Annotated in this window: 11 protein-coding genes; 6 read left to right on the top strand and 5 right to left on the bottom strand. The window is 70.8% G+C overall.

Annotation, left to right across the window (positions count from 1 at the left end; genetic code table 11):
* Window positions 1-51 precede the first annotated feature (51 nt).
* Window positions 52-1,182 (top strand): alpha/beta hydrolase family protein, encoded by a 1,131-nt coding sequence (locus ACIBI5_RS05050; RefSeq protein WP_397243793.1) that lies wholly within the window; start codon window positions 52-54, stop codon window positions 1,180-1,182.
* On the opposite strand, the gene polX is transcribed toward ACIBI5_RS05050, so the two are convergent.
* A complete protein-coding gene (polX, locus tag ACIBI5_RS05045) occupies window positions 1,179-2,867 on the bottom strand; it encodes a DNA polymerase/3'-5' exonuclease PolX (protein WP_397243287.1) in 1,689 nt (562 codons plus the stop codon). The two genes, ACIBI5_RS05050 and polX, sit on opposite strands and share 4 nt — an antisense overlap.
* A 69-nt stretch (window positions 2,868-2,936) precedes the next feature.
* Here polX and ACIBI5_RS05040 point away from each other — a divergent pair, with 69 nt between their 5' ends.
* Window positions 2,937-5,387 (top strand): M14 family zinc carboxypeptidase, encoded by a 2,451-nt coding sequence (locus ACIBI5_RS05040; RefSeq protein ID WP_397243285.1) that lies wholly within the window; start codon window positions 2,937-2,939, stop codon window positions 5,385-5,387.
* A gap of 45 nt (window positions 5,388-5,432) precedes the next feature.
* Here ACIBI5_RS05040 and ACIBI5_RS05035 read toward each other — a convergent pair whose 3' ends face one another.
* A complete protein-coding gene (locus ACIBI5_RS05035) occupies window positions 5,433-6,401 on the bottom strand; it encodes an aldo/keto reductase (protein ID WP_397243283.1) in 969 nt (322 codons plus the stop codon).
* Between the two features lie 72 nt (window positions 6,402-6,473).
* Between ACIBI5_RS05035 and ACIBI5_RS05030 the strand changes: the two genes are divergently transcribed.
* The 4 genes from ACIBI5_RS05030 (at window position 6,474) to ACIBI5_RS05015 (ending at window position 10,937) form a co-directional block, all read left to right on the top strand.
* The gene (locus ACIBI5_RS05030) at window positions 6,474-7,544 is read left to right on the top strand and encodes a class I SAM-dependent methyltransferase (protein WP_397243281.1); all 1,071 of its coding nucleotides are present in this window, start codon (window positions 6,474-6,476) and stop codon (window positions 7,542-7,544) included.
* Between the two features lie 49 nt (window positions 7,545-7,593).
* Complete coding sequence (locus ACIBI5_RS05025; RefSeq protein ID WP_397243279.1) at window positions 7,594-8,148, top strand: hypothetical protein; 555 nt, start codon at window positions 7,594-7,596, stop codon at window positions 8,146-8,148.
* Window positions 8,132-8,674: an OmpA family protein gene (locus ACIBI5_RS05020; RefSeq protein ID WP_397243277.1), complete on the top strand. Its 543-nt coding sequence runs from the start codon at window positions 8,132-8,134 to the stop codon at window positions 8,672-8,674. Before ACIBI5_RS05025 ends, ACIBI5_RS05020 begins: the two co-directional genes overlap by 17 nt.
* A gap of 103 nt (window positions 8,675-8,777) precedes the next feature.
* Window positions 8,778-10,937, top strand: a complete 2,160-nt coding sequence (locus tag ACIBI5_RS05015; protein WP_397243275.1) for a hypothetical protein — start codon at window positions 8,778-8,780, stop codon at window positions 10,935-10,937.
* 52 nt (window positions 10,938-10,989) lie between these two features.
* Here ACIBI5_RS05015 and ACIBI5_RS05010 read toward each other — a convergent pair whose 3' ends face one another.
* Genes ACIBI5_RS05010 through ACIBI5_RS05000 form a run of 3 tightly spaced genes read right to left on the bottom strand, consistent with a single transcriptional unit; the run spans window position 10,990 to window position 14,432 of the window.
* On the bottom strand, window positions 10,990-11,655 hold the full coding sequence (locus tag ACIBI5_RS05010) for an SRPBCC family protein (RefSeq protein WP_397243273.1): 666 nt from the start codon (window positions 11,653-11,655) through the stop codon (window positions 10,990-10,992).
* 39 nt (window positions 11,656-11,694) lie between these two features.
* A complete protein-coding gene (locus ACIBI5_RS05005) occupies window positions 11,695-12,864 on the bottom strand; it encodes an acetyl-CoA acetyltransferase (protein WP_397243271.1) in 1,170 nt (389 codons plus the stop codon).
* Window positions 12,861-14,432, bottom strand: coding sequence for a class I adenylate-forming enzyme family protein (locus ACIBI5_RS05000; RefSeq protein WP_397243269.1), 1,572 nt, complete (start codon window positions 14,430-14,432; stop codon window positions 12,861-12,863). Before ACIBI5_RS05000 ends, ACIBI5_RS05005 begins: the two co-directional genes overlap by 4 nt.
* Between the last annotated feature and the right edge of the window lie 60 nt (window positions 14,433-14,492).

Genomic DNA, 14,492 nt, shown 5'->3' with positions numbered 1-14,492 from the left:
TCACACGAGAAACGGGGATATTTCATGCATCGTCGTGCCTTGGGCGGCTTGGTGGTTGTCACGAGCCTGCTGTCACCTCTGGCCATCGCCGCCACACCGGCCTCCGCCTCCACAACGATCTCCGCCGCCACACCGGTCCTGCCGAAGCCGACCGGCTCGCGGGCGGTCGGCACCACGTCCCTCCACCTCAAGGACACCTCGCGCCCCGACCCCTGGATGCCCTCCGTCAAGATGCGGGAGCTCATGGTCTCGGTCTGGTACCCGGCGACGTCGCCGGGCAGGCGGCGGGCGCCGTACATGACGGCGAAGGAGTCGGAACTGCTGCTCAAGGACGGCGGGATCACCGGCGTGCCGCCCGGCGTCCTCGCCACCACGCGCACCAACGCCTATACCGACGTGAAACCGCTCGGACGCAAGCACAGCCTGCCGCTCGTGGTGCTCTCGCCCGGATTCAAGAAGCCCCGCGCCACGCTGACCGCGCTCGCCGAGGACCTGGCCAGCCGGGGCTACGTGGTGGCCGGCATCGACCACACCTACGAGAGCATCGCCACGGCCTTCCCCGACGGGCGGGTCACCACCTGCGTGCCCTGCGAGGGCGAGCGCGAGCCGTCGACCTTCACCAAGGCGGTCAACGGGCGGGCGGCCGACGTCTCGTTCGTGATCGACCGGCTGACCGCCAAGGGCACGTGGAAGGGCGCCGCGCTGATCGACCGGTCCAAGGTCGCGATGGCGGGCCACTCCCTGGGCGGCGCGAGCAGCCTCGCCGCGATGGTCAAGGACGACAGGATCCGCGCCGGGATCGACATCGACGGCACCGTACCGCCGGGCGTACCGGGAACCGATCTCGCGCGGCCGTTCATGTTCCTCGGCAAGCCCGCCACCTACACCCCGGGATCCGGCAGCGCCGAGACCGCCACCTGGGAACAGGCCTGGAAGCGCCTGACCGGCTGGAAGCGCTGGCTGCTGATGACGGGCGCGCAGCATGAGTCGTTCAACGACCTCGGGCCGCTGGCCGCGCAGCTGGGGCTCGACACCGGCGCCCAGGTGCCGGGACCCCGCTCCTGGGAGCTCACCCGGACCTACGTCGGCGCCTTCCTCGACCTGCACCTGCGTAAGAAGCCCCAGCCGCTCCTGGACCGCCCCTCACCCCGCCACCCGGAGATCAAGCACGTCTCCCCCTAAGGGCGGATGTAGGCGAGCAGTCGCTCCACCGGCCAGGTGTTGACCACGTCATCGGTCGTCAGCCAGGCGCGCTGGGCGATGCCGACGCCGAAACGCTGGTTCTTCAGATGGGGTACGGCATGCGAGTCGCTGTCGATGGAGAACTTCACCCCGTGATGCCTGGCCAGCCTGACCAGATCGGAGGGAAGGTCGCTGCGGTCGGGGTAGGCGTCGATCTCCATGACCGTGCCGGTGCGCGCGGCGGCGGCGAACACGGCGTCCCAGTCGGCCTCCACCGGCTGGCGCTTGCCGATCTTACGCGTGGTCGGATGCCCGATGACGTCCACGTACGGGTTCTCGCAGGCGGCGATGAACCGGCGGGTCATCTCCTCGCGCGACTGCGTGAAGTGGGAGTGGACCGAGGCCACGCAGACGTCGAACCCGGCCAGGACGTCTTCCGGCCAGTCGACCGAGCCGTCCGGCGCGATGTTGAGCTCGCTGCCGTGCAGCAGCCGCATCCCCGGATAGGACTCCTGCAGCTTCCTGATCTGCTCGCGCTGCTCCAGCGCCTTCTCCAGCGTCATGCGCTGCATGGTCAGGTCGGGGGCGTGGTCGGTGATGGCGTAGTAGGAGTAGCCGAGGGCGTGCGCGGCGGCGACCATCTCCTCCAGCGAGGCGATGCCGTCGGTCAGGTTGGTGTGGGTGTGCAGGTCGCCCTTCAGGTCGGCCAGCTCGACCAGGGCCGGGAGCTCGCCCTTCAGGGCCAGCTTCACCTCGCCGCCGTCCTCGCGCATGGGCGGGGGGACGAACTGCATGCCGAGCGCGGTGTAGATGTCCTGCTCCGCGGCGGCGGCCAGGACCCGATCGCCCTCGAACAGCCCGTACTCGGAGAGCTTCCAGCCCTTCTTCACCGCGATCTCGCGGATGGTGACGTTGTGCTCCTTGGAGCCGGTGAAGTATTGCATCGCGGCGCCCCACGACTCCTCCGGGACCACGCGCAGGTCCACCTGGACGCCCGCGGTGGTGCGGATGGAGGTCTTCTTGTCGCCCGCCGCGATGACCTCGGCCACGTACGGCTGCGCCCGGAACCGCTCCATGATCTCCACCGGCGCGACCGCGAGGATGTCGATGTCGCCGATCGTGTCCTTCATCCGGCGCAGCGAGCCCGCGTAGTCGATGCGCGTGGCCAGGTCGGACAGCGACGCGATCACCTGCTCGGCCAGCGACATCGCGGCGCCGACGTGCACCCGCCGCCCGGCCTGCTCCATCTGCTCGATGCCCTTGGCCAGATTGGCCAGCGTCTTCGGCCCGAGCCCCTTGACCCCGTCGAGGCGGCCGGCGGTGATCGCCTCGGCCAGCGCGGCGGGCGAGTCGATGCCGAAGTCCTCGAACAGCATGATGGCCGTCTTCGGCCCCAGCGTCGGCACGCTCGTCAGCCGCCGCACGCCGTCGGGCACCTTCGCGCGCAGGGCGTCGAGCTGCCGGAAGCTGCCGCGCTCCAGGAACTCCTCGATCTTCAGCGCGATGGCCTCACCCACGCCCGGCACCTTGCGGACGTCGACCTGCGCGATGTCCTCGGGGAAGCCGGCGATCGCCTTGACCGCCTTCTGGTAGCTGCGTACCCGGAAGGCGTCGCCGCCGGTCAGCGCGAACAGCTCTGCGTATTCCTGAAGGGCGGCCGCCGCCTGCTCATTTGCCCGTGCCATGTGCACAGCTTAGGAGGTGGGGCCGACATTTCCTCTCGCCATGTCGGCCCGGACATGTCACGCTCGATCATGCGTAGAACCACCCTCTTAGCCCTGTTATCGGTCCTCCTCCTGCCGGCCGGTACGGCTGCCGCCGCCCCCGTGCCCACGCCGACCCCTCCGGTCAGGGACTTCGGCAACGGCCCCGAGCGCAACGAGGAAGCCGCCCTGGTCGAGGATGCGACCACGGCGCTGAAGGCCCAGGCGGCCGCGCCGTACCACCACGACAAGACCAGGGGCTATCCCCGCAAGAACCAGCTCCCCCTCCCGCCGGAGAACCCCGCGGACGCCTCGATCAAGCTGGGCCTGATCCCGCACCACGCGATCGCGGCGAAGCTGAACGCGCTGCAGGCGCTCGGCGACCGCGTGAGCGCCGAGGTCATCGGCCGTTCCGCGGGCGGGCGCGACCTCTACTTCGTGACGGTCACCGCGCCGGAGAGTCCCGCGGAGGTCCGCGAGCAGGAACGCCTGCGCCGGCAGATCGAATCGGGAAGAAAAGTACCGAAAAATCGGTATAAAACGCCGATCTTCATCAACGGCAACATCCACGGCAACGAGTGGGAGGGCACCGACGCCTCCCTGAAGGTGATCGAGGAACTGGCCACCGCCCCGCAGGCGGCCACCCTGCTCAAGCGCACTCGCCTGTACTTCAACATCACCGCCAACCCCGACGGCAGAGTCCTCGGCCAGCGCCCCAACGGCAACGGCTTCGACCTCAACCGCGACATGATCACCGCCTCCCAGCCCGAGGCCAGGGCCATGCGGCAGATCATGATCGACACGCAGCCGGTCGCCATGCTCGACCTGCACGGCTACGTCAACGGCACGCTGATCGAGCCGACCACCCCACCCCACGGCGCCAACTACGAGTACGACCTGTTCATCACCAACACCTACGCCAACGGCCTCGGCATGGAGGCGGGGGTCAACGGCCTGGGCTACACGCCGGAGAAGGACGGCGTCTTCCCCGTCCAGATCCCCTTCCGCGACTCCGAGGAGGGCTGGGACGACTGGCCCCCGATCTTCACCCCTCAGTACGCGCCGTTCCATGGCGCGGTCGCCGCGCACACGGTGGAGATCCCGCTGCGCGTCAACGGCTCCGACTACACCAACCTGCCGGTCGAGGAGCTGCGCCGCCGTTCCCGGATCAACACCGACGTGGCCGCCGCGGCCGTGCGCGCCACCTACGGCCACGTCCTGGCCAACCACGACAAGCTGATCGCCGACCAGACCGAGGTCTTCCGCCGCGGCGCGGCGGGCGAGCCGGCCAGGACGGTCCCGCTCGGCATCGTGCCCGGCTTCGGTCCCGAGGACGTCTACACCACGACCTACCCCCGCGGCTACGTGATCCCCGAGGGCACCCCGGCCGCGGCCCGGCTGGTGGACCATCTGATCGCCAACGACGTGGAGGTGGAGCGGGCGATCCTGCCCTTCCGGGCGGGCGGGCGCACCTACCCGTCCGGCACGTACGTGGTCGACATGCGCCAGCCCAAGCGCGGCCTGGCCAACGTGATGCTGGAGCCCGGCGCGGACATCAGCCCGCGCGTCGACGCCATGTACGACATCTCGGGCTGGAGCCACGCCCTGCTCTGGGGCGCCGGCGTCACCTCCGTGCGCGATCTGCGCGTGCTCGCGGAGCCGGTCCGTTCCGCGGCTTCCACCGGCTACGTCCCGCACGGCGACGGCGCGCTCGCGCTCAAGGTCGCCGACGGCCGTGACGCGCAGGCGCTCAACGCGCTGCTCGCCCGCGGCGTCGAGGTCACCTGGGCGGGCGACACCGCCACGCTGCCCCGCTCGGCGCGCGCCGCCGCCCGCGAGGTGGCCCAGCGCTACGGCGTGCGATTCTCCCGGGCCGGTACGGCGGGCGGCCCCAAGCTCGCCCCGGTCAGGATCGCCGCGGCGGCCTCGGCCGACGAGCTGTTCACGCTGCGCGAGATGGGCTTCGCGGTCACCCCGGTCTCCACGACCTTGGCCAACGCCGGATTCGACTGGAACGCCGTGGACGTCCTGTTCGTCTCCAGCGGCCTGTCCTACACCGCGCTCAACCCGGCGGCCAAGGCCGCGCTCGACGCCTTCCTGGCCAAGGGCGGCGTCGTCACCCGCGGCGGCACGGGCGCGACCTTCAACGCAGCGGCCGGGCTCCTGACCGTCACCTCGGTGGCCGGGCGCGGCGACGCCAACGGCGTGGTCAGGATGGCCTCGGGCGAGCACGGGTTCGTGTACTCGCCGCGCTGGTTCACCGGGCTGGGTCCCGAGGTGAAGGCCGAGCAGACCTACGACGCGTTCGTGTCCGGGCACTGGCGCCCGAACCAGGACGGCACCGGCGGCCAGGACGCCGCCAAGGGCCAGGCGGCGGTCGTCAGCGGCCAGGACGAGCGCGGGGCGCGCGTGGTGCTGTTCGGCACCGAGCCGATGTTCCGCAACCACCCGAAGGGGCTGTTCGCGCAGGTCGCGCGGGCCCTGTACAGCACATCCCAGTGAGATGAGGCGAGGGCCGGGCGTCGCTGGGGCGCCCGGCCCCCGCGCTCACATGCGTACCTCGCGGGGGGTGTAGGCCTCGCTCAGGAACGCGATCTCCTTCTCCGTCAGCTCCACGCCCACCGCGGCCGCCGCGTCGTCGACGTGCCGGTCCTTGGTGGCGCCCACGATCGGCGCGGTCACCCCGGTACGCCCCAGCAGCCAGGCCAGCGCCACCTGCGCCGCCGGCAGCTCGCGCTCCCTGGCCACCTGGGCCACCCGGTCCAGGACCACCTGGTCGTTGTCCGGCTCGTACAGGAAGTCGATGCGCTCGTCCGAGCCCTGCCTGGCGGTCTGCCGCGCCGATCCGGCCCTGGCCAGGACGCCGCGGGCCAGCGGGCTCCAGGGGATGACGCCCACGCCCTGGTCGGCGCAGAGCGGCAGCATCTCCCGCTCCTCCTCGCGGTAGAGCAGGTTGTAGTGGTTCTGCATGGACACGAATCTCGTCCACCCGTTCACCTCTGCCACGTGCTGGGCCTTCGCGAACTGCCAGGCCCACATGGAGGAGGCGCCGATGTAGCGGGCCCTGCCGGAGCGGACGACGTCGTGCAGGGCCAGCATGGTCTCCTCGATCGGCGTCTCGTCGTCCCAGCGGTGGATCTGGTAGAGGTCCACGTAGTCGGTGCCGAGGCGGTCAAGGGAGGCGTCGATCGCGGCCATGATGTGCTTGCGTGACAGCCCGCGGTCGTTGCGCGCCTTGCCCATGGGGAAGTAGACCTTGGTGGCCAGCACGTAGTCCTCGCGGCGGGGGAAGACGCGGCGCAGCACGTTGCCGGTGATGACCTCGCTGGCGCCGGCGCTGTAGACGTCGGCGGTGTCGAAGAAGGTCACCCCCGCGTCGGCGGCGCGCCGGATGAGCGGCTCGGCCTGTTCTTCCGGCAGAGTCCATTCCATCTTGCCGGGATCGCCGTAGCTCATCATGCCGAGGCAGATACGCGAGACCTGAAGGCCGGTGTTACCGAGACGCGAATATTCCATGAAAGTCAGCTTATGGCGGTCCATTGTGTGATGACTGGGTGAGGACGGATGAGCCAAGGGTAAGAGCCGGAAATGGTGACACCCCGCAAGATGCTGGTCCGGATTCTTTACGGCTCCCGCTACGACCGGTTGCCGCACGGCCAGCGTGCTTACGTGCGACCGGGCGAGCGGGTGATCCGCGAGGCGCAGTGGCGGCTGAGGCTGCGCCGCGCGCCCGTGACCTCGCTGTCCGGCTACTCCAGGTCGGTGCCGCTCGGCGAGATCGAGGAGTTCCTGGCCTGCACGCTGTGCGGCGAGGAGCGCCAGCAGCCGCTGTTCGAGCCGACCGGCGGCAAAGGCTGGCGCTACCGGGTGGTGCGCTGCCCGGCCTGCGGCTTCCTCTACCGCAACCCGAACGTCCGCCCCGAGCACCTCGGCGACCTGTACGCCGGCTCCTACAGCTCCTTCCTGACCGGCAAGTACGCCGCCCAGCGCCGGCGACGCTACGAGCTGACGATGAAGGCGTTCTCCCCCGTGTTCGACGACGGCGCCGGCCGCAGGCTGCTCGACTTCGGCTGCGGCGCCGGGCTCTTCCTGGGCCTGGCCGAGGAGCTCGGCTTCGACGCGGTCGGCGTCGACCTGTCGCCCGACTCCGTGGAACGGGCCAATGCCACGCTCCGCACCGCCCGCGCCCACCTGGGCGACCCCGAGGACGTGCCGGAGATCGCCGCGGGCGGGTTCGACGTCATCACGCTCTGGTCGGTGCTGGCGCACCTGCCGCGCCCGCTGGACGACTTCGCGCGCTTGCGCCGGCTGCTGGCGCCGGGCGGGGTCCTGCTGGTACTGACCGTCAACGCCAATTCCCTGCTGCTCAAGGCGTACGGCTCCCGCTGGAGCGGCTTCACCAAGAACCACCTGATGTTCTACTCGTCGGCCACGCTGCCGGTGCTGCTGCGCCGTACCGGATTCTCCGGGGTGGCCTTCGCGCCCCACTTCGGCGACGCGGTCGAGGCGGGCACCACGCGATTGCCCGCGAAGCTGCGGCGGCGGCTGGTGACGCGGATCCGCGCGAGCGACGGCGGGAACATGATGCGCGCGCTCGCCTTCGCCGACCAGGAGGCGCTGGAGCGGTGGGGCGCCGAGCAGAAGGCCCGTGAGCTGTAGCAACCCCGCTATACGGATCCTGAACACGGGCCTTCTAAGGTGATGGCCCATGAGACGACAGATGGTCGCCGTCGCCGTCCTGGCCTCGGCGCTTACGGCTTGCGGACTCCCCCAGGGCGGCGGCGGAGAAGAGAAGGTGGCGGCGAACCCGCCCGCTTCCGGGACTCCGGCCGCGCCGAAACAGACGGCCGCGCCGCAGGGCGAGACCGTGATCGCCACCCGCCGCGTCAACGACGACCAGGCCGTGATCAAGGTCGAGATCACCGAACTGCGCCGCGAGGGCAAGATGGCCACGCTGAGCTGGACGCTGACCGTGGAAGAGGGCGAGCGCTGGAGCGTCGCCACCAAGATGGGCCGGCACAACACCGACTACTCCGTCTCCAACGTCTCGCTCATCGACGTCCAGAACGCCAAGCGCTACCGCGCGGCCATGAGCACGGGCCCTGAGGGCACCTGCGCCTGCACCAAGACCGACCCCACCACCGTGGAGACCGGCGGCAAGCTGTCGTTCCAGGCGACCTACGCGGCGCCGCCGCCCGAGGTCGGGAAGGTCAACATCACCCTTGGCGAGCTCGGCGGGCTGACCGATGTCCCGATCTCCTGAACGGCTGGCCGCCGCGGCACTCGCGGCCGCCCTGGTCCTGTCCGGCGGGCCCGCCCGCGCCGAGCCCGTCCCCGCCCCGGTCGAGGATCTGGTCGCGCCCGTGGAGGACCTGCTGGCCGAGGTCGAGTCGCTGGACGGCAGCCAGAGCGAGTCGAAGCGCGGGCAGACCGTCACCGTGGCGCTGACCAGCGATGTGCTGTTCGCCCTGGACAAGCACGCGTTGACCGCCAAGGCCCGGCAGCGCGTCGCGGCCGTCGCCGCCACGATCGGATCGGGTCCGGTGAGCGTCGAGGGCCACACCGACGACCAGGGCGCCGACGCCTACAACGTGGCCCTGTCGCAGCGCCGCGCGCAGGCCGTACAGCGGGTGCTTGAGGCCGCGCTGAACGGCCGGGACATCGCCGTCCAGGCGAAGGGGTTCGGCGAGGCCAAGCCGAAACTGCCCAATCAGCTCGAAGGCCGGGCCATCGAGGAGAACCGGGCCAAGAACCGGCGCGTGGAGATCATATTCAACGTCGGCGAATGAGCCAATAGTGCCGGCGCGTATTGGCAAATAATCCACTTGATCTTTCTGGGAAATGCCCTTTGGGTACCTACTGTCAACCGAGGTACGTGAAGGGAACCCTTTTATGGCTCGTAGCCGCCTCATCGGCTTAGCCGCCACCGTACTCACCCTCCCTCTCCTGATCGTCGCGGCGCCCTCCGGCGCGGCGGCGGCGCCCGATCCCGCCCCACCCGGGGACATGATCGCCGGCGCCAAGACCAGCGCCCGGATGGTGGTCGACGACACCACCTACGAGATGCCGGCCACCTACACTCCGAAGACGGCCGCCAAGGCGCGTTCGGCCGCCCCCACGCCGCCCGTCGGAACGGTCCGGCAGTGGTTCGCCAGCGACGACAACACCGGCTGGTACCTGAAGGACTTCACGCTGCGCGGAGTCGGCGCCAAGATCGAGGTGTGGGTCGCCAACGACCTCGCCTTCCCCGCCGGCGACTGCCGCCCGGCCGGTTCAGTCGCGATCACCGACGCCAACGTGGCCCGGATGATCAGCGAGTTCGACACCAACATGTACCCGAAGGAGACGGCGGCCTTCAGCACCCCGCCGGACCGCGACGGCACCGCCTCTCAGGTGCCCAGGGACTTCACCGGCGACGGCGACAACACCGTCGCCCTGGTCGACAACGTGCGCGACGCGAACTTCTACGACTTCCCCGCGAACACCACCTACACCGCGGGATTCTTCTCCGGGGCGCTCAACGAGGCCACCGACCGCAACGTCATGACGATCGACGCCTTCGACTGGGCCCACCGCACCGGGGTCAACCCGCCGGACGAGCCCACCTCCGACCCCTGCACCAGCCGCCCGGCCCGCCCCAACTCCTACGAGGGCACGTTCGCGCACGAGTGGCAGCACCTGCAGATGTACTACACGGACTCCTTCGAAGGTAACTGGATCAACGAGGGCCTGTCGGACTACGCCATGTACCTGACCGGGTACTCCGACAGCCTCAAGACCGTGCACGAGAAGGGCTGGGACAGCCACCTGATCTGCCAGCAGGGCTGGGCCACCGTGCAGACACCCGCCAACCCCAACGTGCGCGACTGCGGCGGCCCGGAGAACTCGCTGACGCTGTGGGGCGAGGGCAACACCGGCGGCGACGTGCTGGCCGACTACGGCAACGCCTACGCCTTCATGCTCTACCTGGCCGACCGCTTCGGCGCCGACATCCTCACCAGGCTTCACAACGACGCCAAGCGCGGCCTGGAGAGCGTCACCGCGCAGCTCGCCGCCGAGGGACAGAACGACCTCTACCGGGTCATCCACGACTATCAGTCGATGACGCTGCTCGACGGCATCGTGGGCGAGTCCCGGCACGGCGTCGTGATCGGCGTGCCCAAGAAGCGGGTCACCGCGGCGAACCTGCGTTCCAGCGTCAACTTCGCCAACCCCGACTCCCACGCCACCCCCGGCGCGGCGCCCAACGGCGCCGACTACCTCGCCCTGCGCGACGCCGCCGGCAAGGAGCTGCGCGGGCGCGACCTGCGCTCCCTCTCCTTCGAGGGGGTACGGTCGCTGCCGCCCGCGCCGCTGCAGTGGACCGTGGTCGGCGACGACGCCGACCGGCCAGGCAACCCGGTCCTCTGGTCGGGCAACCGCAACAACCTCGACGCCACGGCCGTCGCCAAGGTGACCGTCCCGGCCGCCGACCCGGTGCTGCGCTTCCTGGCCAAGTACGGGGCCGAGACCGGGTACGACTACGCGTACGTGATGGTGTCGACCGACGGCGGGGCCACCTACACCCCGATCGCCGGTGACAGGACCACGCAGGCGCCGCTCGGCCCCGGCCTGAACGGCACCACGACCGGCTTCGAGCCGCACACCTTCGACCTGGCCGCGTACGCCGGGCAGGAGATCCTCGTCAACTTCCGCTACGTCAGCGACGGCGGCGTCAACGAGGGCGGTCTCAAGCTCGACGACATCGCCGTGGGCGGCGCCGCGGTGAGCGACGGCTCCAGCCTCGACCCGTTCGACTCGGTCACCGAGGTCAGGCCGATCGCGATCGACAGCTGGAACGTCCGGCTGATCGGGTACGACGGCAAGCGGTCCGTGGCCCTGTACGCGGAGGTGGACGACAAGTTCGCCTTCAGCCTCAGCCGGCTGCAGCTCGCGCTGCTGGCTCCGTTCCCGAAGGTGGCCGCCATCGTGGCGGTCGACGACCCGGGCGAGCAGGTCCAGCAGTACGCGCCCTACTCCTTCAAGATCAACGGCGTGACCCAGCCCGGCTAGAACGCTCGAAAACCCCCTTCCCTGGCCGGGAAGGGGGCCGAGGGCGGACGGACTACAGGCCCGGGTCCGGCGAGCGCGGGTAGCCCGTGCCGGGCGGCCGCTCGCCGGGGTACGGCGTGCCCGGGGTGGCCGGATCGCCGGGCACGTGCGGGGTTCCCGGAGTGGGCGGGACGCCCGGGTCGTGCGGGTTGCCCGGAGTGGGCGGGTAGCCCGGGTTGCCCGGAGTTTGCCGGCCGCCGGGCGGCCGTGCGGCTTCGGTGCTGTGCGGATACGGGACGTCGCCGCGCCACGCGCCGGTCTCGCCGCCGCGCGCCTCGATGTAGTCCTTGAAGCGCCGCATGTCGCCCTGGACGCGCATCCGCACGAGTTGCAGCCAGTCGCCGGCGGTCTCGACGAAGCCCTCCGGGTCGTACTCCATCTGCAGCGTGACCCTGGTCGTGGTGTCGTCGAGCCGGTGAAAGGTGACGACGCCGGCCTGGTGCGGCCGGTCGACGGAGCGCCAGGCGATGCGCTCGTCCGGGTGCTGCTCGGTGATCTCGGTCTCGAACTCCCGCCTGACCCCGGCGATCTCCGCCAGCCACGCGTTGCGCGTGTCGGTGAGCTGCTTGACCGACTCCACCCCTTCCATGAACTCGGGGAACGTCTCGAACTGCGTCCACTGGTTATAGGCCACCCTGACGGGGACCATGACGTCTACTGAATACTCGATGCTGCTCATGAGCTCGCAGCTGCCCCGGGGCGGCGAGCCCTAACGTCTTCAGGCCGTGACCGCGAACAGCGCGACCGTGGTGCAGCTGCCCCCGATGTTGAGGGTCAGCGCGGTGCGCGCGCCCTCCACCTGGCACTCCCCCGCCCCGCCCGAGACCTGCCGGGCGGCGTCGTACAGCATGCGCACCCCGGTGGCGCCGACGGGGTGGCCGAGCCCGATGAGCCCGCCCGACGGGTTGACCGGCAGCGATCCGCCGAACTCGATCGCCCCTGATTCGACGGCCCGCCACGACTCGCCCGGCGGCGTGAGCCCGAGGTGGTCGAGCGCCACGTACTCGGTGATCGTGAAGCAGTCGTGGGTCTCGATCACGTCCACGTCGGCCGGGCCGCGCAGCCCGGCCCGCTCGTAGGTGTCGAGCACGGCGCGCCGCAGATGGGGGAAGAGGTACGGCTCGCGCGCGGCCAGCTTGTCCTTGAGCAGCATCGGCGCCGTCCTGTGCCCCCAGCCGGAGATGGCGGGGCCTGGCCTGCCGTACCGGTCGGAGGCCAGGACGACGGCGGCGGCGCCGTCGGTGACGCGGCCGCAGTCGTACTTGCGCAGCCGTCCCTCGACCGGCGGGTTGAGCACGTCGTCGGCGCCGAAGCAGCCGTCGGGGAAGGTCCAGGAGCGCGACTGGGCGAGCGGGTTGCGCAGGGCGTTGCCGTGGTTGATCTCGGCGATGCGGGCGAGGTGCTCGTGGGCGAGCCCGTAGCGGACGTCGACCTCGTCGGCGATCTCGGCGAACAGCGCGGGCCACGGGAAGTCCGCCCCCTGCGCCTCGCGGCCGGCCCACGCCGCGCAGCCGAGGTGCTGGGCGGCCTCCTTGGCGCCGACGTTGCGCATGAGCTCGACGCCGACGACCAGCGCCACGTCGTAGCGGCCCGCCTCCAGGTCGGCCATGGCGGCCAGCACCGCCATCGACCCGGAGGCGCACGCGGCCTCGTGACGGGAGGCGGGCAGCATGGACCAGGCCGGGTCGATGGCGGCGACCATGCCGCCGAGGTGGGCCTGGCCGGCGAACAGCTCTCCGGCCAGGTTGCCGACGTGCGCGACCTCCACCTCCCGCGCCGCCACGCCCGCCGACTCCAGCGCGCCGAGCGAGGCCTCGCGCATCATGTCGTACAGACTGGCGCCGGAGCGGGCGAAGTCGGTCTGGTGGCCGCCGAGGACGCGGATCACAGCTTCAGCTCCCTCTTGAGTATCTTGCCGACCGGGCTTCTGGGCAGCGCCTCGACGATCTCCAGCCGCTCGGGCAGCTTGTAGGAGGCGATGCCCTTGTCGCGCAGGAACGCCACGACGGACTCCAGCGAGATCTCGCCCTTGGCGACGACGACCGCGCAGACCTTCTCCCCGAGCACGTCGTCGGGGTAGCCGGCCACCGCGGACTCCGCCACCGACGGGTGCCCGGCCAGCAGCCCCTCCAGCTCGGCGGGGGCGATGTTCATGCCGCCGCGGATGATGATGTCCTTGGCCCGGTCGACGTAGCGCAGGTACTGGCCGTGCTCGCCGGCGATCTCGAACAGGTCGCCGGTCCTGAGATACCCGTCCTCGTCGAACGGCTCCGCCACGGCGGTGCCCGGCAGGTAGCCGGCGAAGACGGTGGGCCCGCTGAGCCGCAGTTCGCCGGGCACTCCTGGCTCGGTGATCTCGTGGCCGTCGGGGGCAACGAGCTTGGTGCCGACCCGGTCCAGCAGGGCGGGCGCACCGGGCGCGCCGGGGCGGGGGAAGTAACGGGCGCGGGTCTCGGGGTCGGGCATGTGGGCGGGGTCCGACAGCAGCGCGACGCCCTCGTTGGAGCCGAAGAAGTTGATGATCGCGATTCCGTGTTTCTCCTGCCAGCCGCGGACCATCGGCGGCGGCAGCGGCGCGGAGCCGGAACCGATCCTGGTCAGCGAGGAGATGTCGGCCTTGGCGAGGATCGCCTCCTGGTGCAGCAGCAGGGTGAGCAGCGCGGGCGGGGCGAGGGTGTAGGTGACGCGTTCCGCGGCGATCTGGGCCAGGTAGGTGGGCAGGTCGAAGGGGTGGTGCTGGACCAGCAGAGCGCCGGAGCGCAGCCAGGGGAGGAAGACGCCGCCGATGCCGGCCATGTTGACCATGGGGAACGGGTTGAGTATCACGTCGCCGGCGGTGAGGGCGGGCGCGGCCGTACAGACGGATTCGACCGCGAGCCAGTCGTAGTGGCAGCGCGGCACGCCCTTGGGCGTCGCCTCGGTGCCGGAGGTCCAGCAGATCGTCACCCGCTCGGCCGGGTCGGCCGTGCGGGGCGGCGGCGGGGCGGCGCGCACGCCCTCCAGGTCCGCGGGCCACGACAGCGTGGGGGTGCCCGCCGGCGCGCGCGAGTCCCGGCCGGTGACCAGCAGGGACGCGCCGGACAGCGGGAGGAGCTGGGCCAGCTCGTACGCGCGGTACTGGACCGGGAACGGCGTGACGCTCGCGCCGAGCCGGAAGACGGCGAGGAAGGTCACCGCCAGCTCGACGCTGTTGGGCAGCTGGACGGCCACCACGTCGCCGGGGCCGATGCCGCGACCGCGCAGCACGCCGGCGACCCTGTCGACGTCAGCGTCGAGCTCCTCCCAGGTCAGGCGCTTGATCGGGCCGTCGAGATGGGCGGCCTTGTCGAGCGGGTCGACGATCGCGAGCACGCCGGGCCGGGCCGCCACGTGGGTGCGGAGGAGCTGGTCAATGGTCTCTTCTGTCCACCAGCCCGCGGCGACGTAGCGGGCGATCCGGTCGGCGGAATGCGTCATCGCGACTCCCCAGGGGTGTGATGGCCGCAACACTACGAAAGCAGAAGTCAGGTCGTCAAC

Source organism: Nonomuraea sp. NPDC050540 (assembly GCF_044457485.1).
In the GTDB taxonomy this organism is placed as follows: domain Bacteria; phylum Actinomycetota; class Actinomycetes; order Streptosporangiales; family Streptosporangiaceae; genus Nonomuraea.
The sequence above is the reverse complement of the archived record's forward strand: the minus strand, read 5'-3'. Positions and strand labels throughout refer to the sequence as shown.

What these genes read in the sequence shown, in the direction of transcription:
- ACIBI5_RS05010 (WP_397243273.1), bottom strand. Translation starts at nt 11,655, where the DNA reads ATGAGCAGCATCGAGTATTCAGTAGACGTCATGGTCCCCGTCAGGGTG.
- ACIBI5_RS05020 (WP_397243277.1), top strand. Translation starts at nt 8,132, where the DNA reads ATGTCCCGATCTCCTGAACGGCTGGCCGCCGCGGCACTCGCGGCCGCC.
- ACIBI5_RS05015 (WP_397243275.1), top strand. Translation starts at nt 8,778, where the DNA reads ATGGCTCGTAGCCGCCTCATCGGCTTAGCCGCCACCGTACTCACCCTC.
- ACIBI5_RS05000 (WP_397243269.1), bottom strand. Translation starts at nt 14,432, where the DNA reads ATGACGCATTCCGCCGACCGGATCGCCCGCTACGTCGCCGCGGGCTGG.
- ACIBI5_RS05040 (WP_397243285.1), top strand. Translation starts at nt 2,937, where the DNA reads ATGCGTAGAACCACCCTCTTAGCCCTGTTATCGGTCCTCCTCCTGCCG.
- ACIBI5_RS05030 (WP_397243281.1), top strand. Translation starts at nt 6,474, where the DNA reads ATGGTGACACCCCGCAAGATGCTGGTCCGGATTCTTTACGGCTCCCGC.
- ACIBI5_RS05035 (WP_397243283.1), bottom strand. Translation starts at nt 6,401, where the DNA reads ATGGAATATTCGCGTCTCGGTAACACCGGCCTTCAGGTCTCGCGTATC.
- ACIBI5_RS05025 (WP_397243279.1), top strand. Translation starts at nt 7,594, where the DNA reads ATGAGACGACAGATGGTCGCCGTCGCCGTCCTGGCCTCGGCGCTTACG.
- polX (WP_397243287.1), bottom strand. Translation starts at nt 2,867, where the DNA reads ATGGCACGGGCAAATGAGCAGGCGGCGGCCGCCCTTCAGGAATACGCA.